Source organism: Bradyrhizobium sp. 1 (assembly GCF_023073315.1).
In the GTDB taxonomy this organism is placed as follows: Bacteria; Pseudomonadota; Alphaproteobacteria; order Rhizobiales; family Xanthobacteraceae; genus Bradyrhizobium.
This window is the reverse complement of record NZ_JADPJH010000011.1, coordinates 484809-507666: the sequence shown is the minus strand read 5'-3', so window position 1 is coordinate 507666 and position 22858 is coordinate 484809. Positions and strand designations below refer to the sequence as shown.

General features: G+C 63.7%; 21 protein-coding genes. 13 read left to right on the top strand and 8 right to left on the bottom strand.

Annotation, left to right across the window (positions count from 1 at the left end; translation table 11 throughout):
- Nucleotides 1-28: 28 nt before the first annotated feature.
- The 7 genes from IVB29_RS07735 to IVB29_RS07705 all read left to right on the top strand — a co-directional run bounded on the left by IVB29_RS07735 (nt 29) and on the right by IVB29_RS07705 (nt 7272).
- Nucleotides 29-1489 (top strand): form I ribulose bisphosphate carboxylase large subunit, encoded by a 1461-nt coding sequence (locus tag IVB29_RS07735; RefSeq protein WP_247347957.1) that lies wholly within the window; start codon nt 29-31, stop codon nt 1487-1489.
- Between the two features lie 11 nt (nt 1490-1500).
- On the top strand, nt 1501-1908 hold the full coding sequence (locus IVB29_RS07730) for a ribulose bisphosphate carboxylase small subunit (RefSeq protein ID WP_247502796.1): 408 nt from the start codon (nt 1501-1503) through the stop codon (nt 1906-1908).
- A 96-nt stretch (nt 1909-2004) separates the two neighbouring features.
- Nucleotides 2005-2931: a CbbX protein gene (gene cbbX / locus IVB29_RS07725; RefSeq protein WP_247502795.1), complete on the top strand. Its 927-nt coding sequence runs from the start codon at nt 2005-2007 to the stop codon at nt 2929-2931.
- Nucleotides 2928-3665 (top strand): ribulose-phosphate 3-epimerase, encoded by a 738-nt coding sequence (gene rpe / locus IVB29_RS07720; protein WP_247502794.1) that lies wholly within the window; start codon nt 2928-2930, stop codon nt 3663-3665. Before cbbX ends, rpe begins: the two co-directional genes overlap by 4 nt.
- A 180-nt stretch (nt 3666-3845) precedes the next feature.
- Nucleotides 3846-4997 carry an FIST N-terminal domain-containing protein gene (locus IVB29_RS07715; protein ID WP_247502793.1) on the top strand — a complete coding sequence of 384 codons (1152 nt, stop codon included), beginning with the start codon at nt 3846-3848 and terminating at the stop codon, nt 4995-4997.
- Nucleotides 4994-6871, top strand: a complete 1878-nt coding sequence (locus tag IVB29_RS07710) for an EAL domain-containing protein (protein ID WP_247502792.1) — start codon at nt 4994-4996, stop codon at nt 6869-6871. Before IVB29_RS07715 ends, IVB29_RS07710 begins: the two co-directional genes overlap by 4 nt.
- A gap of 188 nt (nt 6872-7059) precedes the next feature.
- On the top strand, nt 7060-7272 hold the full coding sequence (locus IVB29_RS07705; RefSeq protein ID WP_247502791.1) for a hypothetical protein: 213 nt from the start codon (nt 7060-7062) through the stop codon (nt 7270-7272).
- Nucleotides 7273-7294: 22 nt separating this feature from the next.
- Here the strand turns inward: IVB29_RS07705 and IVB29_RS07700 are convergent, their stop codons facing one another.
- Entirely contained in the window at nt 7295-8662 is a 1368-nt protein-coding gene (locus IVB29_RS07700) for an FAD-dependent oxidoreductase (protein WP_247502790.1), read from the bottom strand.
- 42 nt (nt 8663-8704) lie between these two features.
- Nucleotides 8705-9394 (bottom strand): GntR family transcriptional regulator, encoded by a 690-nt coding sequence (locus IVB29_RS07695; protein WP_247502789.1) that lies wholly within the window; start codon nt 9392-9394, stop codon nt 8705-8707.
- A gap of 111 nt (nt 9395-9505) precedes the next feature.
- Between IVB29_RS07695 and IVB29_RS07690 the strand changes: the two genes are divergently transcribed.
- From IVB29_RS07690 to IVB29_RS07680, 3 genes are all read left to right on the top strand, one after another.
- Nucleotides 9506-10393 (top strand): transporter substrate-binding domain-containing protein, encoded by an 888-nt coding sequence (locus IVB29_RS07690; protein WP_247502788.1) that lies wholly within the window; start codon nt 9506-9508, stop codon nt 10391-10393.
- Nucleotides 10394-10525: 132 nt separating this feature from the next.
- Nucleotides 10526-12058, top strand: coding sequence for a Do family serine endopeptidase (locus IVB29_RS07685; RefSeq protein WP_247502787.1), 1533 nt, complete (start codon nt 10526-10528; stop codon nt 12056-12058).
- Nucleotides 12059-12327: 269 nt separating this feature from the next.
- Nucleotides 12328-12690, top strand: a complete 363-nt coding sequence (locus tag IVB29_RS07680) for a hypothetical protein (protein ID WP_247502786.1) — start codon at nt 12328-12330, stop codon at nt 12688-12690.
- A 12-nt stretch (nt 12691-12702) separates the two neighbouring features.
- Here IVB29_RS07680 and IVB29_RS07675 read toward each other — a convergent pair whose 3' ends face one another.
- A complete protein-coding gene (locus IVB29_RS07675) occupies nt 12703-12984 on the bottom strand; it encodes a DUF6496 domain-containing protein (protein ID WP_247502785.1) in 282 nt (93 codons plus the stop codon).
- A 90-nt stretch (nt 12985-13074) separates the two neighbouring features.
- The gene (locus tag IVB29_RS07670; protein ID WP_247502784.1) at nt 13075-13287 is read right to left on the bottom strand and encodes a DUF3072 domain-containing protein; all 213 of its coding nucleotides are present in this window, start codon (nt 13285-13287) and stop codon (nt 13075-13077) included.
- A 115-nt stretch (nt 13288-13402) separates the two neighbouring features.
- Between IVB29_RS07670 and IVB29_RS07665 the strand changes: the two genes are divergently transcribed.
- Both IVB29_RS07665 and IVB29_RS07660 read left to right on the top strand, forming a co-directional pair.
- Nucleotides 13403-13636 carry a hypothetical protein gene (locus tag IVB29_RS07665; protein WP_247502783.1) on the top strand — a complete coding sequence of 78 codons (234 nt, stop codon included), beginning with the start codon at nt 13403-13405 and terminating at the stop codon, nt 13634-13636.
- Nucleotides 13637-13653: 17 nt separating this feature from the next.
- Nucleotides 13654-13845, top strand: coding sequence for a hypothetical protein (locus IVB29_RS07660; RefSeq protein ID WP_247502782.1), 192 nt, complete (start codon nt 13654-13656; stop codon nt 13843-13845).
- 96 nt (nt 13846-13941) lie between these two features.
- Here the strand turns inward: IVB29_RS07660 and IVB29_RS07655 are convergent, their stop codons facing one another.
- Together IVB29_RS07655 and IVB29_RS07650 are read right to left on the bottom strand one after the other, a co-directional pair.
- Nucleotides 13942-14187, bottom strand: coding sequence for a hypothetical protein (locus IVB29_RS07655; RefSeq protein ID WP_129273683.1), 246 nt, complete (start codon nt 14185-14187; stop codon nt 13942-13944).
- A gap of 95 nt (nt 14188-14282) precedes the next feature.
- Nucleotides 14283-14552, bottom strand: coding sequence for a hypothetical protein (locus IVB29_RS07650; RefSeq protein WP_247502781.1), 270 nt, complete (start codon nt 14550-14552; stop codon nt 14283-14285).
- Nucleotides 14553-14664: 112 nt separating this feature from the next.
- On the opposite strand from IVB29_RS07650, the gene IVB29_RS07645 reads away from it, so the two are divergent.
- Nucleotides 14665-14922, top strand: a complete 258-nt coding sequence (locus IVB29_RS07645; protein WP_247502780.1) for a hypothetical protein — start codon at nt 14665-14667, stop codon at nt 14920-14922.
- On the opposite strand, the gene IVB29_RS07640 is transcribed toward IVB29_RS07645, so the two are convergent.
- Nucleotides 14919-16409, bottom strand: coding sequence for an HWE histidine kinase domain-containing protein (locus tag IVB29_RS07640; protein ID WP_247502779.1), 1491 nt, complete (start codon nt 16407-16409; stop codon nt 14919-14921). The genes IVB29_RS07645 and IVB29_RS07640 overlap by 4 nt on opposite strands.
- Nucleotides 16410-16423: 14 nt before the next feature.
- Complete coding sequence (locus IVB29_RS07635) at nt 16424-22711, bottom strand: HAMP domain-containing protein (RefSeq protein WP_247502778.1); 6288 nt, start codon at nt 22709-22711, stop codon at nt 16424-16426.
- Nucleotides 22712-22858 lie beyond the last annotated feature (147 nt).

Genomic DNA, 22858 nt, shown 5'->3' with positions numbered 1-22858 from the left:
TTCAGAGAGAGAAGAGCAGGAGAGAGCCATGAATGCGCATGCAGGAACCGTCCGCGGCAAGGAAAGATATCGCTCGGGTGTGATGGAATACAAGCGAATGGGCTATTGGGAGCCCGACTACGTGCCGAAGGACACGGATGTCATCGCGCTGTTCCGCGTCACGCCGCAGGAGGGCGTCGACCCGATCGAGGCGTCCGCCGCAGTTGCCGGCGAATCCTCGACCGCAACCTGGACCGTGGTGTGGACCGACCGCCTGACCGCCGCCGAAAAGTATCGCGCGAAGTGCTACCGCGTCGATCCGGTCCCGGGCACGCCGGGCTCCTATTTCGCCTATATCGCTTATGATCTGGACTTGTTCGAGCCTGGCTCGATCGCTAACCTGTCGGCCTCGATCATCGGCAACGTGTTCGGTTTCAAGCCGCTCAAGGCGCTGCGGCTGGAGGACATGCGCTTCCCCGTCGCCTATGTGAAGACGTTCCAGGGGCCGGCGACCGGCATCGTGGTCGAGCGCGAGCGGCTCGACAAGTTCGGCCGGCCGCTGCTGGGCGCGACCGTGAAACCGAAGCTCGGGCTTTCGGGACGCAACTATGGCCGCGTCGTCTACGAGGCGCTGAAGGGTGGGCTCGACTTCACCAAGGACGACGAGAACATCAACTCGCAACCGTTCATGCATTGGCGCGACCGCTTCCTCTACTGCATGGAGGCGGTGAACCGGGCGCAGGCCGCTTCCGGCGAGGCGAAGGGCACGTACCTGAACATCACGGCGGGGACGATGGAGGACATGTACGAGCGCGCGGAGTTCGCGAAAGAGCTCGGGTCGTGCATCGTCATGATCGACCTCGTGATCGGCTACACCGCGATCCAATCCATGGCGAAATGGGCGCGCCGCAACGACATGATCCTGCATCTGCATCGTGCCGGTCACTCGACCTACACGCGGCAGAAGAGCCACGGCGTGTCGTTCCGCGTCATCGCGAAATGGATGCGGCTTGCCGGTGTCGACCACATCCATGCCGGCACGGTGGTCGGCAAGCTCGAAGGCGATCCCAACACCACGCGCGGCTATTACGATGTCTGCCGCGAGGATTTCAACCCGACGAAGCTCGAGCATGGCCTGTTCTTCGACCAGTCCTGGGCGAGCCTCAACAAGATGATGCCGGTCGCCTCGGGCGGCATCCATGCCGGCCAGATGCACCAGCTGCTCGATCTGCTCGGCGAGGACGTCGTGCTGCAGTTCGGCGGCGGGACCATCGGCCATCCCATGGGCATTGCGGCCGGCGCGATCGCCAATCGCGTGGCGCTGGAAGCAATGATCCTCGCCCGCAACGAGGGGCGCGACTACGTCCACGAAGGCCCGGAGATCCTGGCCCGCGCGGCCGAGACCTGCACGCCCCTGAAGGCTGCGCTCGAGGTCTGGAAGGACGTCAGCTTCAACTATCAATCCACCGACACGCCGGACTTCGTTCCGACCGCGCTCGAAACCGTTTGAGGAGACAGAACATGAAACTGACCCAGGGCTGCTTCTCGTTCCTGCCCGATCTCACCGACGACCAAATCACCAAACAGGTGCAGTATTGTCTCAGCAACGGCTGGGCGGTGAACATCGAGTTCACCGACGACCCGCATCCCCGCAACACTTACTGGGAGATGTGGGGCTTGCCGATGTTCGATCTCCAGGACGCCGCCGGCGTGATGATGGAGCTGGCCGAATGCCGCAGGGTGTACGGCGACCGCTACATTCGCCTCAGCGGCTTCGATTCCAGCCATGGCTGGGAATCGGTGCGGATTTCCTTCCTGGTGAATCGCCCGCCGCAGGAGGCCGAGTTCGAGCTGGTGCGGCAGGAGGTGGGGGGACGCGCGATCCGCTACACCACGGTGCGAAAGCCGGTCGCTCACGCTGCGCAATAGCATTCTCCTCCGCGCGGAGCACTCCCTGCTCCGTTTCCTTGGCGGACCACTGCTTCGCCGCTCCCCCGCGGCGAAGCTCTTTTCTTCGAGGTGCCGATGCTCGATGTTCCCCACGCGACCGAATCCAGCGAGACCCATTTCGATCTCCGCCAGGAGGCCGAAGCGGCCGGAATCACCGATACGCTGCAACAGCTCGAGCAGGAGCTGATTGGGCTCCGGCCAGTCAAGAACCGCGTGCGCCAGATTGCGTCGCTGCTGTTGATCGAACGCATCCGCCAGCGCGCGGGATTGGCGTCGTCGCCACCCACGCTGCACATGTCGTTCACCGGAAATCCCGGCACCGGCAAGACCACCGTGGCGCTGCGCATGGCCAAAATCCTGCACGGCCTCGGTTTCGTGCGGCGCGGACAGGTCATCTCGGTGACGCGCGACGATCTCGTCGGCCAGTATATCGGCCACACCGCGCCGAAGACGAAGGAAATCCTGAAGAAGGCGATGGGCGGCGTGCTCTTCATCGACGAGGCCTATTACCTGCATCGTCCGGACAATGAGCGCGACTACGGCCAGGAGGCGATCGAGATCCTGCTCCAGGTGATGGAGAACCAGCGCGAGGACCTCGTCGTGATCCTCGCCGGCTATGGCGAGCGCATGACGAGCTTCTTCGCGAGCAATCCCGGCTTCCGCTCGCGCATCGCCCACCACATCGACTTCCCGGACTATGCGGAGGCTGAGCTGCTCGTTATCTCCGAACTGATGCTGAAGGAGCGCGGCTACCGCTTCTCGGCCGCCGCGCGCGAGGCCTTCGAGAAATACATCGCGCTGCGCCGGACCCAGCCGTTCTTCTCCAACGCCCGCTCGATCCGCAATGCCGTCGATCGTATCCGCCTGCGGCAGGCCGATCGTCTGGTGTCAGATCTCGACCGGATGCTTGGTGTCGCCGATCTCGAAACCATCGATCCGGCGGATGTCCTTGCAAGCCGCGTCTTCAGCGGTGGCGCCGATGTGCGGAGTGCCAAGCCATGACCAGAGAGATCATCATCGCACCGTCGATCCTGGCGGCAGACTTCGCCCGTCTCGGCGAAGAGATCGCGGCCATCGACGTCGCCGGCGCCGACTGGATCCATTGCGACGTCATGGATGGACATTTCGTGCCGAACATCAGTTTTGGTGCCGACGTCATCAAGGCGATCCGGCCTGTGACGGCGAAAATCTTCGACGTGCATCTGATGATCGCACCTGTTGATCCGTATCTGGAAGCATTCGCGAAGGCGGGCGCAGATGTCATCACCGTCCATGCCGAAGCGGGCCCGCATCTCGACCGCTCCCTCCAGGCGATCCGCGCGCTCGGCAAGAAGGCCGGTGTCAGCCTGTGCCCGGCAACACCGGAGAGTGCGATCGAATATTTGCTCGATCGTCTCGACCTTGTGCTGGTGATGACGGTCAATCCCGGCTTTGGCGGCCAGTCCTTCATCGACTCTCAGCTTGAGAAGATCAGCCGCATTCGAAACATGATCGGTGATCGGCCGATCCGGCTCGAGGTCGATGGCGGCGTCACGCGCGAGAATGCCGCCGCTGTGGCCGCCGCCGGCGCCGATACGCTGGTCGCGGGGTCGGCCGTGTTCCGCGGCGGGAACAGTGCGACCTACGCCGCCAACATCGCGGCCATTCGCGTCGCCGCAGAGGCGGCGCGGGTTGCAAAACCGCAACATAGTTCCGCGCAGCCGATGCGTACCGGCGAGGCAGTGCGCCTCCGGTAGATTACGGAGGTGCAGCACCCGCGCGCGGCGTTTCCCCGGGCTGCTACGGAGAATTGATCGTGAATCGATAGTCGCCTTCATGCCGGAGTAACCAACGGTTGTGAAGCCGGCCCCCGATTAACGGCGACGCAATGCGCCGCTCCACAATCTGTGGTTCAAGAACCGCAGAGAGCGCGTGGGATGCACATTCAATATCTCCACTGGAATGCGGCCCATGGCTGGTGCGGAGCGAACGCCCTGCGCGAGCCCGCTCAGCTCGTGCTTTATTTCGGCAGCCGCGAGGGGCTGACAGGCGGCGAGCGCTATCGCGAGCTGCGCGGTCTCTATCCCGACAGCCACATCGTCGGTTGCAGCACTGGCGGTCAGATCCACGGCGACGACATCGCCGATGAAGAAATCGTCGCCGTCGCCCTTCGGTTCGCACATACCAAGGTGCGCCTGGTCCAGGAGACGATCGAATCCCGCGACGCATCGCGGCTCTGCGGAGTGCGTCTCGCCCGCCAGGTCGCAGCTCCTGATCTTGCCGGCGTGTTCGTCCTCTCCGACGGATTGAACATGAACGGCAACGCGCTGATTGCGGGGATCACCGAGGTGCTGGGGCCGGACTTGCTGGTGACCGGCGGACTGGCCGGCGACGGCACCAGGCTCGAGCAGACATTGGTGGGCGCCGACGGCGAACCATCGTCGAACCGCGTCGCGGCAATCGGATTTTACGGCACGTCCTTCCGTATCGCGCATGGCTGCGCCGCCGGCTGGGACGTCTTCGGTCCGCGCCGCAAGGTGACGAAGTCGGATGGTCCGGTCGTGGTCGAGCTCGACGGCGAGCCGCCGCTGGACCTCTACACCCGCTATCTCGGCGAGGAGGAGGCGGCTGCGATGCCGGGCTCGGGGCTCGCCTTTCCGCTGCGCATTCATGACGAGGCCGAGCCGGATCGGCAGATCGTGCGCTCCGTCTTTGCCGTGGATCGCAGCGCTGGCACCCTGACGTTCGCGGCCGACATTCCGGAAGGGTGCACCGCGCAATTGATGCGCGCCAATTTCGATAGCCTCGCCGCCGGCGCTGGCGAAGCCGGCAGGCAGGCGCGCGACGCGCTTGCCGATGGGATTGTCGGCGACAAGCTTGCAATCCTGGTGAGCTGCACCGGCCGCCGCAAGGTGATGGGGCAGCGCACGCAGGATGAACTGGATGCGGTTGCGGCCGAGCTCGGCGACGACGTCGTTCGCATCGGCTTCTATTCATACGGCGAGATTGCACCCCCGGCCGCGTCCGGGCGCTGCGAGCTGCACAACCAGACCATGACCGTGACAATGATCGCGGAGGCGGCAGCTTGACCACGCATCGCCTGTTGGCAAGACAGATCAGGCAGTCGACCGATGAATCCGGGCAGGTCGATCTGACCAGGCTCGGTGAGCTCGTCGGTGCAGCCTATGAGGAGAGCGATCGCGATCGCCGCCGCACCGATCGCGCGATCAAGCTGATGATCGAGGAGCTCGAGCAAACGCACAAGCGTGCCGAACAGGATTCGCTGCGGGCGCGCGAATTCCTCGACGGCATCATCGAGAACATCCCGATCGCGGTGTTCGCCAAGGACGCGAAGGACTCCCGCTACGTCCTGCTCAACCGCGCCGGCGAAGAGTATTACGGGATACCGCGCGAGGAGATGCTGGGCAAGACGCCGGAGCAGATATTTCCGCGGGATATCGCCCGTGCCGTCAGCGAGCAGGACCGCCGGGTCGTCGACAGCGGCACGCCGATGTTCCTCGAGGGGCACCTGCTCGAAGTCGGGGTCAACGGCCATGGCCGTCTGGTCAATTCGCGCAAGCTGCTGGTACGCGACGGCAACGGTGCGCCGCAATATCTCGTCGGCGTCATCGAGGACGTGACCGAGCGGATCACCAACGAGGCGCGGATCAGCCACCTTGCCCATCACGACGCCCTGACCGACCTGCCGAACCGCAGCGCCTTCAACGCGGCGCTGGATGAACGGCTGGTGCGGGCGCAGGAGGCCTCCACGAGTTTTGCGGTGCTTAGTCTCGATCTCGACCGCTTCAAGGAAGTCAATGACGTGTTCGGTCATCCCGTCGGCGACATGCTGATGCGGGCGGCGGCGGATCGTCTCGCTGCGGAGGCCGACGGCGCCTTCGTCGCCCGTATCGGTGGCGACGAGTTCATGATCCTGATGCCCAACGACATCCGGCGCGAGGAGGCGCTGGCGCTCGCCGAGCGCCTGGTCGAGGTGATCGGCAAGGAACTCGAGGTCGACGACTATCTCTCCCAGGTGGGCGTCAGTGTCGGCATCGCCGTCTACCCAGATGACGGCGTGGATGCCGTGACGCTGCTCGCCAACGCCGATTCCGCGCTCTATCGCGCCAAGCGCGAGGGCAGGGGCAGGGTCTGCTTCTTCGAATCCGAGATGGATCAGGAACTGCGCGACCGCAGGCTGTTGCAGCACGATCTGCGCCAGGCGCTGGAGCAGAACCAGTTGCTGGTCTACTTCCAGCCGCAGGCGCGGATGAATGGCGAGGTGATTGGCTTTGAGGCGCTGCTGCGCTGGAATCACCCGACGCGAGGCTTCGTGCCGCCGGACCAGTTCATTCCGCTCGCGGAGGAGAACGGGCTGATCATCCAGATCGGCGAATGGGTGCTGCGCGAGGCTTGCCGCGAGGCAGCATCCTGGCCGCGGCCGTTGCAGGTCGCGGTCAATCTGTCGCCGGTTCAGTTCCAGGCCGGCGATCTCGAACGCTCGATCCACCAGATCCTGCTGGAGACCGGGCTTGCGCCGACACGGCTCGAGGTCGAGATCACCGAGGGCGTGCTGATCGGGGATTTCACCCGCGCGCTCAATCTGCTGCGGCGGCTGAAGGCGCTCGGCATCCGCATCGCGATGGACGATTTCGGCACCGGCTATTCCTCGCTGTCCTATCTCCAGTCGTTCCCGTTCGACAAGATCAAGATCGATCGCAGCTTCATCTCCAATCTCGAGGCGACGCCGCAAGCGGCCGAGATCGTCCGCGCCGTCCTGAGCCTCGCGCATGCGCTGAATATCCCGGTCGTTGCCGAGGGGGTGGAGACCGAGGCCCAACGTGCCTTCCTGGAACGCGAGGCCTGCGAAGAGATGCAGGGCTATCTCATCGGCCGGCCCGACCTGATCGAGCGCTATCTCGACCTGATCGGTGTCGCCGTGGAACGGCGGCTTTACGCTTAGGCCTCGGGCCCTCCGGGCGGCCCGATTCAATGCGCAATCGTGCGCGTTTGGAACTAAAGTGGGCCCGCGCATTTCTCAAAAGTTAACTGCGATCAGGCGCGTTGTGCAGGCAGAAAATGTTTTGCATAACCGCCATCGGCCTGACGCAAATCAGGGCAATAAGGCCTGTGAATGCGAGGGAGGGTCTCATGGAGAACGTACGTCGCTACCGCGCGCTGGCGTCCCTCTGTCGTCAGCAGGCGGCCTACCGGCCGCTCCAGAATTGGGAACTCCTCGGCCAGGCCGAGCATTTCGAACATCTCGCCGAGATCGCGCTGAAGGCCCATTTCGACGCGTGCAATGCGCAACGCGAGGAAGACGCCACCGCGGCCGCGGCATGGGAGGCCCCTGTCGCGGCGTGAGGGCGTCGGACTGCAGAAGCGATCAGAGCAGGCCGCGGCTCTCAGCACTCTCAAGCTCGTCTATGAGCGCCTGGTTCTCGTAGCGCGCGAGCGAGAGAACGCCGGCAAAGGACGGAACCGGCGCACCGACGACGGCGCGCGCGCAGAGGTCGCCAGCGGCGCATGCCGACATCGTGCCATAGCCCGACAAGGCGGTGGTCAGGAATACGCCGGGCGTTTTGGCGGCGCCGATCAGCGGCCAGTTCTCCTTCGTCATCGGATAGAAGCCGCCATAGTGCACCCGGTCCCGGGGCAGGGCTCCGAGATATTGCTTGAGCGCAGGCTGAAGCCTGCTTGCTGCGCGAAGCACGATTTCCGGGAAGTCGGGATTGAGTTCGGGTTCGCGTGTGGGTTCTGATGGTTCCGAGTTGAAGGCCCAGCCGAGCTTGATCCAGTGACCGTGATCTCCCCCGTCGGGGCGGCAATGAATGCTGCCCGGCATCGGCTCCAGCAGGCGAGCGAGTTCGGGAGATGCCGCCAAGGCCTCGCGCTCGTCGTCCGACCAAGCCAGCGTCTGACCGTCGAGGTCGATCGCAAACGGCATCTTCCGGTCAACCGCGCGGTTGCGGTCGGCGAAAGCGATCTTCTGCTGGAGCACGTTGAAGATCGGCAGCTCTTCGCCATGCATGGCCGCGACGTGGGCGGCAAACGGGCCCCCGGCATTGACGATCATGTCGGCCTTGATGGTTTGGCGCGCGCCATCGGCGATGACGTCGATCAGGAACCGGTCGGCCTTGGCGATGCCGACCACGCGGGCCTGCTGAAACTGCGCGCCAAGAGGTCGCATTGTCTCCAGCATGTACTGGCCGAGCTGCTGGCCGCTGATGTCGCCGGCGCGGCGAATGTGCAGCGCGGTTGCGATCTCCTTGTCGAAGGCCGGGTAATGTTGCTGGATCAGATCACGGCCGAGCAGCACATCGACGCCGTCGGGCGCAGCCTGCCAATCCGCCGACAACGGCGGTGAATAGTCCTGGCTCGCGCCCTCGTGCAGGCGGATCAGCTTCGAGGCTGAAGCGCCGTAGCCCGCATATAGCTGCCGCAGCAGCTCTTCCGGCTTGCCGTCGCGCGTCACGAGGAGATATCCGCGCCGCGTCATGTGGAAGCGGTTGTCGGTGCGCCGCGCGATGTCCTCCATCAGATCGGTGCTGTGGTCGGTGAACGCCGCCATGGTCGGATGCGGCCACCAATTGCGATAGTTCTCGCCTGACTGCGCGGACGTCAGCGCCATCGGCTGGCCTTCGTCGACGATCAACAGGCGCGCGCGCTTGTGCTGGACGGCAAGGTAATAGGCCGTGGCAAGACCTGCCATGCCCGCGCCAATCACCAGGATTTCGACGTCGTTCGTCTTCAAGCGGACTCTCCTTGAACTTGGTGGGGACGTTTGATCCCAAGATCAACCGGCCTCGCTCCGTAATGCATGACGCTGTGCCGATCGCAGCGTCTTTTGCGTCTGCACGATGTGCTCGCGCAGCAGGCGGACGGCCTTCTCGACTTCGCCGTCGCGGCAATGTTCGAGCAATTGGTAATGCTCGCGCTGGGGCCGATCCTTGCCGGTGGCGCGCGAGACCAGCGCGCGCGTGAACCGGCCGACATGGCCGTAGTTCGCCTCGATCATTGCGAGCAGGCGCGGGCTGTTGCAGGGGGCGTAGAGCGCCTTATGGAAGCGCCAGTTGAACGCGCCCCATTTTTCCGCGTCGGGTTCGTCATCATAGGAGCGCAGGATTGCGAGGGCGTCGTCGAGATCGATGTCGCCCATGGCCGGGATGGCGAGGCGGAGAGCGTGACATTCGAGCGCGATGCGGATCTCGAGCAACTCGATGACTTCGTCGATGGAGAGATCGGAGACGACCGCGCCGCGGTTCGGCAGGAATGTCACAAAACCCTCGGCCTCTAATTGCCGCAGCGCCTCTCTGACGGGGATGCGGCTGGTCCCGAACTTTTCGGCCAGCTCGTCCTGCCGGAGCTGAATGCCGGGCGCGAGCTCACCCGCACTGATCGCGCGCCGCAGCGCCTCGCGGACCGTGTCAGGGGTGGAGCCGTGAAGGCCGCCACTCCGTTGCTTCGGCGCTGCTCCCGATTTCATCTGGTCTCTCGTCGCGGTTGACCCAAGACAGATCGTATAAAATCAGCTGGTGGATTATGCAATGGCGTGTATAAAATATTGAGTGATTGTATCCATTGAAGGAGTGAGGCCATGAAGGGGTTGTTGTATTCGCTTGTGTTTTTGACCGCAGCCTCGGGCTCCGCTCTGGCCCAAGCGCCTGATGGCACGCTGGCCAAGATCAGGGCGGCTGGCGAAATCCGACTCGGGCACCGGGACGTCTCGGTGCCGTTCTCCTATCTCGACGACAGTCAGAAGCCTGTCGGCTTCGCGATGGATCTTTGCGCGCGGATCGTCGATGCGGTGAAAGATGAACTGAAGCTCCCGGCGCTTCAGACCAAGCTGCAGCCGATCCAGCTCAGCACGCAGATCCCGCTGATCGAGAACGGGACCATAGACATCGTCTGCGGCCCTGCGACCAACACGTTGGAGCGCCAGAAGGTGGTGGCGTTCAGCAACACCATCTTCGTGTCGAGCATTCGCGCCGTGGTCCGAAAGGACGCGCCGATCAAGACGTTCGAGGATCTGAAGGACAAGCCGGTTGCACTCACTACCGGCTCAACGTCGATCGCGTTGCTGCTGGCGCGCGGCCAACAGAAGAGTTTTGAGGTCAAGCAAGTGCTCTCTCCGGATCACGCTGCTTCCTTCCTGGCGCTGACGACCGGCCGCAGCGAAGCCTTCGTCATGGATGACATTCTCCTCGCAAGTCTCATCGCTAATAGTCCTGCACCGGACAACTGGCGGATCATCGACGACAATCTGCGTACCGAGCCTTACGGACTGATCATCCGCAAGGGCGATCCGGAATTTAAAGCGCTGGTCGACAAGACGCTCGGCGCGATAATGAAGAGCGGGCAGTTCGCGGAGCTCTACGCAAAATGGTTCACAAAGCCGATTCCACCCAGGAACGTGAACCTGAATTTCCCGATGACGGCACCGCTCAAGGACGCGGTCGCCAGCCCGAACGACAAGGGCGTGTGATCGCGCAAGAGTGTGGCGCCGCACAAGGCCGCAGCACCTTTGCCAAGATTTAATCGGACGGACGGGACGTCGTAAGGTGCGAGCGCCCATGTTGGGTGCAAGGCGACACCTGATCAACATGGACATTTCGACATGAACGACCGCGTCAATTCCGACACCACCACGTCCCGCAAGATCCTGAGGCCGCGCCGGCTCGCGCTGCTCGGCACTGTGGCCGCGCTTGGCGTGGCCGTGCTGGCTGCGTCTCCCGCCTCGCCGTTTGGCATGACCTCCTTCATCGCGCCGGCCCAGGCCGCGGAAAATGCGACGACCCCGCCGGGCTTCGGCGATCTCGTCGCCAAGGTCAAACCCGCCGTCATCTCGGTGCGGGTCAGGATCGATCAGGACAACGACAAGAGCGCGATGCTGCAGCAGAACCGGATGGATCAGGACGAGGATTCGCCGTTCGATCAGTTCTCGCGGCAGTTCGGTTTCCGCGGCCAGGGTGGCATGAACGGCATGCCGCGCCAGCGCCACCAGGTGATCACGGGCGAAGGCTCCGGCTTCTTCATCTCCGCCGACGGCTTTGCCGTGACCAATAATCACGTCGTCGACCACGCCGAGTCCGTGCAGGTGACCATGGATGACGGCGCGACCTATACCGCGAAGGTCGTCGGCACCGATCCGAAGACCGATCTCGCGCTGATCAAGGTCGATGGCAAGAAGGACTTTCCGTTCGTGAAGTTCTCCGACCAGAAGCCGCGGATCGGCGACTGGGTGGTCGCGGTCGGCAATCCCTTCGGTCTCGGCGGCACCGTGACCGCCGGCATCGTCTCGGCCAGCGGCCGCGACATCGGCAACGGGCCCTATGACGATTTCATCCAGATCGACGCCCCCATCAACAAGGGCAATTCCGGCGGTCCGGCATTCGACATGAACGGCAACGTGATCGGCGTGAACACCGCGATCTACTCGCCCTCAGGCGGTTCGGTCGGCATCGGCTTCGACATCCCGTCCACGACCGCAAAGCTCGTTGTCGCGCAGCTGAAGGACAAGGGCGCGGTGACCCGCGGTTGGCTCGGCGTGCAGGTGCAGCCGGTGACGGCCGAGATCGCAGACAGCCTCGGCCTGAAGGAGGCGCGCGGCGCGATCGTCGACAATCCGCAGGACGGCAGCCCCGCGGCGAAGGCGGGCATCGAGGCGGGCGATGTCATCACCGCCGTCAACGGCACTGCGATCAAGGACTCCCGTGATCTCGCCCGCACCATCGCCACGCTGGCGCCGGGCAGCTCCGTGAAGCTCGACGTCGTCCACAAGGGCGACAGCAAGACGGTGACGCTCGCGCTCGGCGAGTTGCCGAACGAGCGGCAGGCCAAAGCCGACGAGGGCAAGGCGCAGTCGGGCAACGGCACGCCGCGCCTCGGCCTCGCTCTGGCGCCGGCCGGAGAGGTGCAAGGCGCCGGCCAGAAGGGCGTCGTCGTCACCGAGGTCGATCCGCAGGGACCGGCCGCACAGCATGGCATCCAGACCGGCGACGTCATCCTCAATGTCGGCGGCAAGCCCGTCGCCAATGTCGGCGACGTCCGCTCCGAGCTGGCGCAGGCCAAATCGTCCGGCAAGAACAGCGTGCTGCTGCAAGTCAAAAACGCGGACGCGACCCGGTTCGTGGCAGTGCCGCTGGCGTAAGCTGCTCGTTTTCGATGGCAAACTCAAAAGGCGGCCCGCGGGCCGCCTTTTTCGTGCGCGGCTGGAAGATACCCACAGGCGCCGATAACATTCTCGTTAACGGCAGCATTGATGACGGGTTCGTCCGAAAAAGCCGCGTTCGCTCGTCAGACTTTGGAATCGCGCGGTGGGCTTGGGCGTCAATGAGGACGCCGAGGCGAATTCATGAGTGGAACTTCGAGCGCCCGGTCGTCTTATGGAACCGGAAGTTCGCATTGATCGGTGCCGACATGGATCGATTGAAGCTCTCGTTGAGATATGCGCTGCTGGCGGCGCCAATCGTGCTGACGACTGGAAACGCCCTCGGGCGCGACGATGGCCGCTACGCCAACTCAGCCCTAAAACCCTGGTTCGACAGTCTGCGCAGCCATCTCGGCCCGTGCTGTTCCGACGCCGACGGATTTGCCGTCTCGGATCCCGATTGGGAATCGCATGAGGGGCACTATCGCGTCCGGCTTGACGGTCAATGGGTGGACGTGCCCGATGAAGCCGTCATCACCGAGCCGAACCGGGCGGGGCGCACCATGGTCTGGCCGGTGAAGACCGCGTTCGGGATTGCGATCCGCTGCTTCATACCGGGGAGCATGATCTGACGCGGGTTACCACTACCGCTTAGTGGATTTGCGCCTGGACGTTTTCTTGCTCGTCTTTTTCTTGCTCGTTTTTTTCTTGGATGCCTTCCGCTTCGAGGCCTTCTTCGGCACCTTCTTGCCTTTCTTGCGCGCCTTCGACAGTCCGATCGCGATCGCCTGCTTGCGGCTCTTCACGCGCCCGCCACGACCGCCAGGCCCGCTCTTCGCGGTACCCTTCTTGTAGCGCTTCATCTCGCTTTCGACATCGCTGCCGGAGCTGCGCGAGTAGCGTCGTTTCTTTGCCTTGCGTGCCATTCTGATTCTCCCTTGGCCGGGAGAAAACCTTTCGGCAAAGCCATGGTTCCGAAGTGCGCCGGCAACGTTCCGGATGCGCGATGCAGCTGGCTAGAAGGAGTTCGCCAGCTCGATCTCGGCCTCCAGCTCCTGGATGCGCCGCGCGGCTTCATTGGAGGACAGATCCCGATTATATTGCGCGGGCTGATAGGCTTCCTCGCTCAGCCGCTTCAGTCTCAGCCCTTGCGTCCGCGTCATCTGCTCGGCGAGGAAAACCTTCGCATCGAGAAAAGTCTTGGCGTCGTATTTACCCTGAACCCGCATCTGCCCTCTCCATTCTGAAATCGTGACTTGACTATATGTTCTTATTTTGTTCTAACAAGTCATGGACAACAGAATTAATGAAATTCGACGTAAAATCAGTGCCTTGAGGCTGGAGATGGCCAGTATCGAGGCATCCGTGCGCGACCTCGTCGATCGCGACCGCGACTGCACAGAAGAGGCCCTGGCGCAGATGGGTCTGCGGCAGAAAATCAACCTGCTGATCGGCGAATGGAAGGCCGCTGGCGGCGGCGATGTGCTGCCAGATGTTCGTGACCGGGTACGCCTTCGTCCCGTGAAGACATCAGGCCATCAATTCGGGAATTCCTTGCACGCGATCGCGCGCCGCTGAGAGTTTTGGGGCACGCGGTGGAGGAAGACCCGGACACGTACCGGATCCTGAGACTGCGCGCCGAGATTCTCGAATTGGGCTCTGCCATCCGGCAATTGCAGCGCGAAGGGCTCGACGATGCCGCGGCCCAGCTTCTGATCGCACGCAAGCGCGCGCAGCTCGACCATCTGGTGAAGACGACTTCTACGGCCAGCGGCCCTAAAGCATGATCCGGAAAAGTGCGAAGCGGTTTTCCGAAAACAACAACCTAACACCAAAGCAAAAAGGCCCCGCGATCGCGGGGCCTTCGGTGAACGGCCGTGAGCTTACTTGGTATTGCTCATTCCGCTCTTGTTGTTCGTCATGGTGCCGCCCTGATCGGAGCCGGGACCGGAACCACCTTGACCAGAGGGATCGGCGCCCTTGGAGGATTTGGTGTTTGCGCCCGTCGTCTGCGACGATGACATCGCCGATCCATGTTTCGCCTTGTGCGACTTCGCTTGGGCGGCGAACGGGGTGACTGCGAGGCCGGTTGCCAACATCACGGCGAGAGCGAGCTTGGTCGTCTTCATGCGCGGGAACTCCCTGGGTTAATTTGACGCAGGTAGCCAACCGCTATTCGCCGCGAGAGTTCCTGACAAAGCAATTGCCGTGCTTCACGCGCGCTTCAAGATTCCTTGTCTTCGGCAAGGATGAACACGACGCCCGTGAGTGTCGCCCCGATCGCGAACGTCGTCACCAATGTGAGGACGAAGACGAGGACGGCCTGGTTTCCGCCGTGATTGAGCAGATTGGCGACCGCCGGATTGGACAAGGTGAGCGCGAGACCCAATGCGAGCCCGAGAGCTGCGCCCATCATCGTATGCGTCACGAGCTTGATGACGCCGGTGGGAGAGATCAGGCTCGGTGATTTCTTGGGCGACTTTTTCGCACGCATGGAACCGACCCTCGATTCTGCATGCAAACGCGCACGATGATCCTGGGGTTCCATCCACATGAGGGAATTGTCATCCGCCGCTTCATCCGACGTTCATGCCGGACTTGCGAGGATGAACGGCGTCAACACAGGAACATTGGATATGGGTAAGGTCGTTTTTCTTTACCGCTCGCTCGCCTATCGCAACGCGGCCGCGGACATGCTGCGCAAGGCGCGCCATCTGCCACGCGGCGCAGAGCGCAGCGCGGCACGCCGCTATGCCAAGGCATTGCGTGATCTCGCCCGGACGGAAGCCTGGCTCGAGGGCCGGATCGCTCGCGAACCGTGGTCGTCGTCGTCGCAGCACATGACGAGGGCGGCGTCTGGCTAACCGGATGCGCGCTGCAATTCGGCGGAGCTGGCGGTGTCGACTTTATCTTGCGCGATCGTTGCCGCGGTCCTGCGGGTCAGCGGCACCTCCAGGCGGCACAGTAGCCCCTCGGCGCGCCAATCGAATTGCGCCTGACCGCCGAGCTGGGACTCGACGCTCGCCAGCAGGCTCCGTGTGCCGAAGCCGCGAGATTTCGGCGTCCGCACCAGCGGACCGCCGGATTCCTCCCAGCTCAGTGAGAGGTGATCCTCCTCGACCTGCCAGCCGATCAAGAGGCGGCCCGACCGCGTCGAGAGCGCGCCATATTTGGCCGAGTTGGTGAAAAGCTCGTGCAGCGCCAGCGCGAGCGTCTGGGCGGTCGCCGGCAGCAACTGAACCTCAGGACCCGTCAGCTTGATCTGGCCGCCGAGCGAATAGGGCGCGAGCTCCTCATCGATCAGCTTTGAGAGTTCGGCGCCCTGCCAGCTCGACAGCGACAGGATCGTGTGCACGCGCGCCAGCGCATTGATGCGCCCCTCGACCGCGTTGACGTAAGCCTTGACCTCGTCGGCACGGGTGAGGCGCACGATCGACTGCGCCAGCGCCAGTGCATTCTTGGCGCGATGATCGACCTCGCGCGCCAGCAGATTTTGTCGCTCTTCGGCCCGTTTGCGTTCGGTGATATCGACGGTGACGCCGCTCACACGCACCACGCGGCCGCCCTGGTCCACCGTAGCGGCCGCCGTGCCGACACACCAGCGCACCTCGCCATCGGGCCGGCTGACGCGAAACTCGCCTTCATAAGCGTGTGCGCCGGTATTGAATGCGGTGATCGCCAGACCGAACCGGTCGACGTCTTCGGGGTGCAGCAGCGCCTGGATGTTGGCCAAGGTGACGTTGAAGGTCTCCGGCGTCACACCAAAAATGCGGTACTGGCCTTCGTCCCACATCCAGTCGCCGTTGACCCAGTCCCAGTCCCAGGACCCCATCTTGCCGGCAGCGATCGCCATGCTGCGCCGCTCTTCGCTCTCGCGCAGCTTTGCGGTGGAATTTTCCAGTTCGGCCGTGCGCGCGCGCACGCGATCCTCGAGATCCTGGTTCAGCCGTTCGAGTTCGCGGGTCTTGCGATAGAGTTCGGCAAACACCTTGACCTTGGCGCGCAGCACCTCCGGTACGACTGGCACTGGCACGTAATCGACCGCACCCATCTCGTAGCCGCGCAAACGGTCGATGTCGCTGACTTGAATCGCCGAGATGAAGATCATCGCGGTCTTCTGGAAGCGCGGATGCTCGCGGATCATCGCAGCAAGCTCGAAACCGTCGAGCTCGGGCATGCAGACGTCGACCAGGATCACCGCGATCTCGGTCTTGAGCAGCACCTCCAGCGCTTCGCGGCCGGACGAGGCGATCACGAGGTTCTCGCCGAGATCCTTCAATATCACCTCATAGGCGAGCAGCTTGGCCGGCTGGTCGTCGACGAGGAGGATGTTGACCTTTTCGTGGTCCATTCCCGGATCCAAACTCAGCGGTGCAGCCACATGCGGATCGCAAGCAGCAATTGATCGGTGTTGACGGGTTTGGCGAGGTAGTCGGACGCTCCGGCTTCCAGGCACTTCTCGCGATCGCCCTTCATGGCCTTGGCGGTCAGCGCGATGATCGGCAGGCGCAAGAAAGCCGGGTTCTCCCGGATCACGCCGATGGTCTGATAGCCATCCATCTGCGGCATCATGATGTCCATCAGCACGATGGCGATTTCCGGGTTGGATTCGACCAGCGTCACCGCCTCGCGGCCGGTGGTCGCCGTCAGCACCTTCATGCCGCGCCGTTCCAGCACGCTCGACAGCGCGAAGATGTTGCGGGCGTCGTCGTCGACGAGCAGCGCGGTCTTGCCGATCAGGTCCTCGTCGGAGCTGTTCAACTTCTCCAGCATGCGCTGCTTCTCGACCGGCAGTTCCGTGATCACGCGATGCAGGAACAGTGCGGTCTCGTCGAGCAGGCGTTCGGGCGACTCCACGCCCTTCACCACGATGCTGCGCGCCATGGTGTGGAGTTCCGCATCCTCCTCCGCCGAAAGCTCGCGCCCGGTGAAGACCACGACCGGAATGTTGGACAGCGTCTCGTCGTTGCGGATCTGGTCCAGCACCTCGAAGCCACTCATGTCGGGCAGCCTGAGGTCGAGCACCACGCAATCGCAGGGCGATTCGCGCAACATCGAGAGGGCGCCGGCGCCGGTGTCGGTCGTCACGATCTCGATGTCGTCGTGATGCAGCAGCTCGCGGATCGAGAGCTGCTCGGCCTCGTTGTCCTCGACGATCAAGAGCCGCTTGCGTCGCGGCCGCGCATATTCCTTGATCTGCGTCAGCGCGGCCGAGACGCCCTCGGTCGTGGTCGGCTTGTTGACGAAGGAGAACGCGCCGCGCGCCAGCGCATGCTGGCGGTCCTCGTCGAGCGTGATGATCTGCACCGGGATGTGGCGGGTCAGCGGATTGTGCTTGAGCTGGCTCAGCACCGTCCAGCCGAGCATGTCAGGCAGGAACACGTCGAGCGAGACGGCCCGCGGCTGGTATTGCTTGGCAAGCTCCAGCGCCTCCGCGCCGCGCGCAGCGACCAGAACCTTGAAACCCTTGTCGCGGGCGAGGTCGATGAGAATACGCGCGTAGTGCGGATCGTCCTCGACGATGAGCAGGATGGTGTCGCCGGGCTCGAGGTTGAGCCGGTCGTCGGGCAATTGCTCGATGACGCGTTGCTCGGGCGCGGGCGGTTGCAGTGCGGGCGGCTGATGCTGAAACGAAGGCGCAACGCGTGGCGCGAGCGTCGGACCGGAGTATTTCAGCGGCAGATAGAGTGTGAAGGCCGAGCCCTTGCTGGGGGCACTCCGCAGATGGATTTCGCCGCCGAGCAGGCTCGCGAGTTCGCGACTGATCGCGAGACCAAGCCCGGTGCCGCCATATTTGCGGCTGGTGCCGGCATCCGCCTGCTGGAACGCCTCGAAGATCAGCTTCTGCTTCTCAACGGGAATGCCGATGCCGGTGTCGGACACTTCGAACGCGATCACGGCTGGCGCGGAGTTCAGCACCGGGTGATCCGTGCCCCAGCCGCCGACCACGGTGGCGACCTTCAGGCGCACCTCGCCCTCGGCGGTGAACTTGAAGGCGTTGGAGAGCAGGTTCTTGAGGACCTGCTGAAGGCGCTTGGAGTCGGTGACGATGCTGCGTGCAAGGTTCGGATCCACCTCGATCTTGAACGACAGATTGCGGTTTTCGGCCTCGTGCCGGAACGGCCGCCCGACGGTTTCCAGCAGGTTCGCGGTCAGGATTTCCTCGGCGTCAACGGTCACCGTGCCTGACTCGATCTTGGAGAGGTCGAGGATGTCGCTGATGAGGTTGAGCAGATCGGTCCCGGCGCCGTGGATGGTGCGGGCGAATTCGACCTGCTTGCCGGTGAGGTTGCCGTCCGGGTTGTCGGTAAGCTGCTGTCCCAGGATCAGGATCGAGTTCAGCGGCGTGCGCAGCTCGTGACTCATATTGGCGAGGAATTCGGACTTGTACTTGGAGGTCAGCGCCAGCTCGGTCGCCTTCTCCTCCAGCGCGCGGCGGGCCTGCTCGATTTCCTGGTTCTTGCGTTCGACCTCGACGTTGCGCTCGGCGAGCTGCTGCGCCTTCTGCTCGAGCTGGTCGTTGGTCTGCTGCAACTCGCGCTGCTGGGTCTGGAGCTCGCCGGCGAGCTGCTGCGACTGCTTGAGCAGGCCTTCGGTCTGCATCGTCGCCTCGATCGAATTGAGCACGATGCCGATGGAGTCGGTGAGCTGCTCCAGGAACGTCATCTGCGAGGTCGTGAATGAAGTGAGCGAGGCGAGCTCGATCACCGCCTTGACCTGGCCTTCGAACAGCACCGGCAGCACCACGAGGTTCTTCGGCGCGACGCGGAACAATGCCGAGTTGATCGGCACCACGTCGGGTGGAATGTCGGCGATGACGCGCGGTCGTCGATCGAGTGCGCATTGGCCGATCAGGCCGTCGCCGAGCGGGAGCACGCGCTGATACGGATAGACGCCGTCGCCGGCATAGGAGGCGAGCAACAGAAGCTGCGGACTATCCTCGCTCTCGACCTGGTAGATCACCCCGGTGTGGGCGTTCACCAGCGGCGACAATTCGGTCAGCAGCAGCCGGCCGACGGTGGCAAGATCGCGCTGGCCCTGGAGCATGTTGGTGAATTTGGCGAGGTTGGTCTTCAGCCAGTCCTGCTCGGTGTTCACGTCCGTCGTGAGACGGAGATTCGTGATCATCGTGTTGATGTTGTCTTTCAGCTCAGCCACTTCGCCGCGGGCGTCGACCTGGATCGACCGCGTCAAATCGCCTTTGGTCACGGCGGTCGCCACTTCCGCGATCGCGCGCACCTGCGAGGTGAGGTTCGCCGCCAGGAGGTTGACGTTGCCGGTGAGGTCCTTCCAGGTGCCGGCGGCACCGGGCACGTCAGCCTGACCGCCGAGGCGGCCTTCGACGCCGACTTCGCGCGCCACTGACGTCACCTGATCGGCGAAGGTCGCGAGCGTCTCGGTCATGTTGTTGATGGTGTCGGCGAGGGCTGCGACCTCGCCCTTCGACTTCACCGTGAGGTTCTGCTTGAGGTCGCCGTTGGCGACCGCAGTCACCACTTTGACGATGCCGCGGACCTGCTCCGTCAGGTTCGCCGCCATGAAGTTGACGGTGTCCGTGAGGTCCTTCCAGGTGCCGGCCACACCGGGCACCTGGGCCTGGCCGCCGAGCTCCCCTTCGGTGCCAACCTCGCGGGCGACGCGGGTAACTTCCCCGGCGAAGGCGTTGAGCTGGTCCACCATGGTGTTGATAGTGTTTTTCAGCTCGAGGATTTCGCCCTTCACGTCCACGGTGATTTTTCGCGACAAGTCGCCGCGCGCCACGGCGGTCGTCACTTCGGCGATGTTGCGGACCTGGGTGGTGAGGTTCGCGGCCAGGAGGTTGACGTTGTCGGTGAGATCCTTCCAGGTGCCGCCGACGCCGGGCACGACGGCCTGACCACCGAGCCGGCCTTCGGTGCCGACCTCGCGCGCCACGCGCGTCACTTCGGCGGCGAAAGAGCGGAGCTGCTCGACCATCGTGTTCAAGGTGTCCTTCAGCAGAAGGATTTCGCCGCGCACGTCCACTGTGATCTTTTTGGAAAGGTCGCCGCCGGCGATCGCGGTCGCGACCTCGGCGATGTTGCGGACCTGGGCCGTCAGGTTCGAGGCCATGAAGTTGACGTTGTCGGTGAGGTCTTTCCAGGTGCCGGCGACGCCGGGCACCTCGGCCTGGCCGCCGAGCTTGCCTTCGGTGCCGACCTCGCGCGCGACGCGCGTCACTTCGCCGGCAAAGCCGTTGAGCTGGTCCACCATGGTGTTGATGGTATTTTTGAGCTCGAGGATTTCGCCCTTCACGTCCACTGTGATCTTGCGCGACAGGTCACCGCGCGCCACGGCGGTGGTGACTTCAGCGATGTTGCGGACCTGGGCAGTGAGGTTGCCGGCCATCGAGTTCACGCTGTCGGTCAAATCCTTCCAGGTGCCGGCGACGCCGGGCACGTTGGCCTGACCGCCAAGCCGCCCTTCGGTGCCGACCTCGCGCGCCACGCGCGTCACCTCGCCCGCGAAGCGGTTGAGCTGGTCGACCATCGTGTTTAAGGTGTCCTTGAGCTGAAGTATCTCGCCGCGGACGTCCACCGTGATCTTGCGTGAGAGGTCGCCGCCGGCGATGGCGGTTGCGACCTCGGCGATGTTGCGGACCTGGGCGGTGAGGTTGCCCGCCATCGAGTTGACGTTGTCGGTGAGGTCCTTCCATGTGCCGGCGACGCCCGGCACCTGGGCCTGACCGCCGAGCTTGCCTTCGGTACCGACCTCGCGTGCCACGCGCGTGACTTCACCGGCGAAGGCGTTGAGCTGGTCGACCATGGTGTTGAGCGTCTCCTTCAACTGAAGGATTTCGCCCGACACGTTCACGGTGATCTTCTTCGACAAATCGCCCTTGGCGACCGCAGTCGCGACTTCGGCGATGTTGCGGACCTGGCCGGTCAGGTTCGAGGCCATCGAGTTGACCGAGTCCGTCAAGTCCTTCCAGGTGCCGGCCACGCCGCGGACCTGGGCCTGACCGCCGAGCTTGCCTTCGGTGCCGACCTCGCGCGCGACGCGCGTGACTTCGCCGGCGAAGGCGTTGAGCTGGTCCACCATCGTATTGATGGTGTCCTTCAGCTCCAGAATCTCGCCGCGCACGTCCACGGTGATCTTCTTCGACAAGTCGCCGCCGGCGACCGCCGTCGTCACCTCGGCGATGTTGCGGACCTGCGCGGTCAGGTTCGACGCCATCGAGTTGACGCTTTCCGTCAAATCCTTCCAGGTGCCGGCGACGCCGAGCACATTGGCCTGGCCACCCAGCCGTCCCTCGGTGCCGACCTCGCGCGCCACGCGCGTGACTTCGCCGGCAAAGGCGTTGAGCTGGTCCACGCAGGTGTTGAGCGTTTCCTTCAACTGAAGGATCTCGCCCGACACGTTCACGGTGATCTTCTTCGACAAATCGCCGCCGGCGATGGCGGTGGCGACATCGGCGATGTTGCGGACCTGCGCGGTCAGGTTCGAGGCCATGAAGTTGACGTTGTCGGTGAGGTCCTTCCAGGTGCCGGCCACACCGGGCACCTGGGCCTGGCCGCCGAGCTTGCCTTCGGTACCGACCTCGCGCGCGACGCGCGTCACTTCCGAAGCGAAAGAGTTCAGCTGGTCCACCATGGTGTTGATGGTGTCCTTCAGCTCCAAAATCTCGCCGCGCACGTCCACGGTAATCTTGCGCGAGAGGTCGCCGCGCGCGACGGCGGTGGTGACGTTGGCGATATTGCGGACCTGTGCAGTGAGGTTGCCGCACATCGCGTTGACGGAGTCCGTCAAATCCTTCCAGGTGCCGGCGACGCCGGGCACGATCGCCTGTCCGCCGAGCTTGCCGTCGGTGCCGACCTCGCGCGCCACGCGCGTCACTTCGGAGGCGAAGGAACGGAGCTGGTCCACCATCGTGTTGATGGCTTCCTTGAGCTGAAGGATCTCGCCGCGAACGTCGACGGTGATCTTCTTGGACAAGTCGCCGTTCGCCACCGCGATCGTCACCTCGGCGATGTTGCGAACCTGGTTGGTCAAATTGTTCGCCATCGAGTTGACGCTCTCGGTCAAATCCTTCCAGACGCCTGTCACCTCCGGCACCTGGGCTTGGCCGCCGAGCTTGCCCTCGGTGCCGACCTCGCGCGCGACGCGCGTCACCTCGGAGGTGAACACGCCGAGTTGCTTGATCATCGTGTTGACGATGGTCGCCGATTGCAAAAATTCGCCGCGCAGCGGACGGCCGTCGACGTCGAGCTTGACGGTCTGGAGCAGGTCGCCTTGCGCGACCGCTGCGACCGCGCGCGTCACTTCGCGCGTCGGCCAGAGCAGATCGTCGATCAGCGTGTTGACGGAGCCCTCCATGTCGGCCCAGGAGCCGGAGGCGAGGCCGAACTTCACACGTTGCCGCGTCTTACCCTCGCGGCCCACCACCTGGCCGACCAGCTCGAGCTGCTGTGCCATGCGCTGGTTGGCGGCGATGATTTCATTGAAAGTGTCGGCAATCTTGCCGTCGATGCCGAGATAATCGCCGCTCATGCGCACCGAGAAATCGCCGCTGCGCATCGCTTGCAGTGCGAGCAGCAATTCCGGCCGGGAATCCGGCTCCGACGTGCCGTTGGGTTTAGGTTTCGAGACGCGACGACCGGAGCGTGATGCCGTTCCGGAATCGAGGTCGCTCATACTCATTCCCCCGCAAGCGTCGGCCGAATCTTAAGGCGTGACGCGACACATCAAAATAGAGCGTCAGCCAAATTCGAAATCAAGCGCCAAGCCTGCGGCGCGAGAATTGGAACCCGTTTTGCTCAGCCCGGCCAAAACAACGACGGA

Excerpts from the sequence above, each read along its gene's own strand:
- IVB29_RS07705 (WP_247502791.1), top strand. The coding sequence starts at position 7,060 with ATGGAGAACGTACGTCGCTACCGCGCGCTGGCGTCCCTCTGTCGTCAG.
- IVB29_RS07715 (WP_247502793.1), top strand. The coding sequence starts at position 3,846 with ATGCACATTCAATATCTCCACTGGAATGCGGCCCATGGCTGGTGCGGA.
- IVB29_RS07645 (WP_247502780.1), top strand. The coding sequence starts at position 14,665 with ATGAACGGCGTCAACACAGGAACATTGGATATGGGTAAGGTCGTTTTT.
- IVB29_RS07650 (WP_247502781.1), bottom strand. The coding sequence starts at position 14,552 with ATGCGTGCGAAAAAGTCGCCCAAGAAATCACCGAGCCTGATCTCTCCC.
- IVB29_RS07680 (WP_247502786.1), top strand. The coding sequence starts at position 12,328 with ATGGATCGATTGAAGCTCTCGTTGAGATATGCGCTGCTGGCGGCGCCA.
- IVB29_RS07690 (WP_247502788.1), top strand. The coding sequence starts at position 9,506 with ATGAAGGGGTTGTTGTATTCGCTTGTGTTTTTGACCGCAGCCTCGGGC.
- IVB29_RS07695 (WP_247502789.1), bottom strand. The coding sequence starts at position 9,394 with ATGAAATCGGGAGCAGCGCCGAAGCAACGGAGTGGCGGCCTTCACGGC.
- IVB29_RS07640 (WP_247502779.1), bottom strand. The coding sequence starts at position 16,409 with ATGGACCACGAAAAGGTCAACATCCTCCTCGTCGACGACCAGCCGGCC.
- IVB29_RS07670 (WP_247502784.1), bottom strand. The coding sequence starts at position 13,287 with ATGCGGGTTCAGGGTAAATACGACGCCAAGACTTTTCTCGATGCGAAG.
- IVB29_RS07685 (WP_247502787.1), top strand. The coding sequence starts at position 10,526 with ATGAACGACCGCGTCAATTCCGACACCACCACGTCCCGCAAGATCCTG.
- cbbX (WP_247502795.1), top strand. The coding sequence starts at position 2,005 with ATGCTCGATGTTCCCCACGCGACCGAATCCAGCGAGACCCATTTCGAT.
- IVB29_RS07655 (WP_129273683.1), bottom strand. The coding sequence starts at position 14,187 with ATGAAGACGACCAAGCTCGCTCTCGCCGTGATGTTGGCAACCGGCCTC.
- IVB29_RS07635 (WP_247502778.1), bottom strand. The coding sequence starts at position 22,711 with ATGAGCGACCTCGATTCCGGAACGGCATCACGCTCCGGTCGTCGCGTC.
- IVB29_RS07675 (WP_247502785.1), bottom strand. The coding sequence starts at position 12,984 with ATGGCACGCAAGGCAAAGAAACGACGCTACTCGCGCAGCTCCGGCAGC.
- rpe (WP_247502794.1), top strand. The coding sequence starts at position 2,928 with ATGACCAGAGAGATCATCATCGCACCGTCGATCCTGGCGGCAGACTTC.
- IVB29_RS07730 (WP_247502796.1), top strand. The coding sequence starts at position 1,501 with ATGAAACTGACCCAGGGCTGCTTCTCGTTCCTGCCCGATCTCACCGAC.
- IVB29_RS07735 (WP_247347957.1), top strand. The coding sequence starts at position 29 with ATGAATGCGCATGCAGGAACCGTCCGCGGCAAGGAAAGATATCGCTCG.
- IVB29_RS07665 (WP_247502783.1), top strand. The coding sequence starts at position 13,403 with ATGGCCAGTATCGAGGCATCCGTGCGCGACCTCGTCGATCGCGACCGC.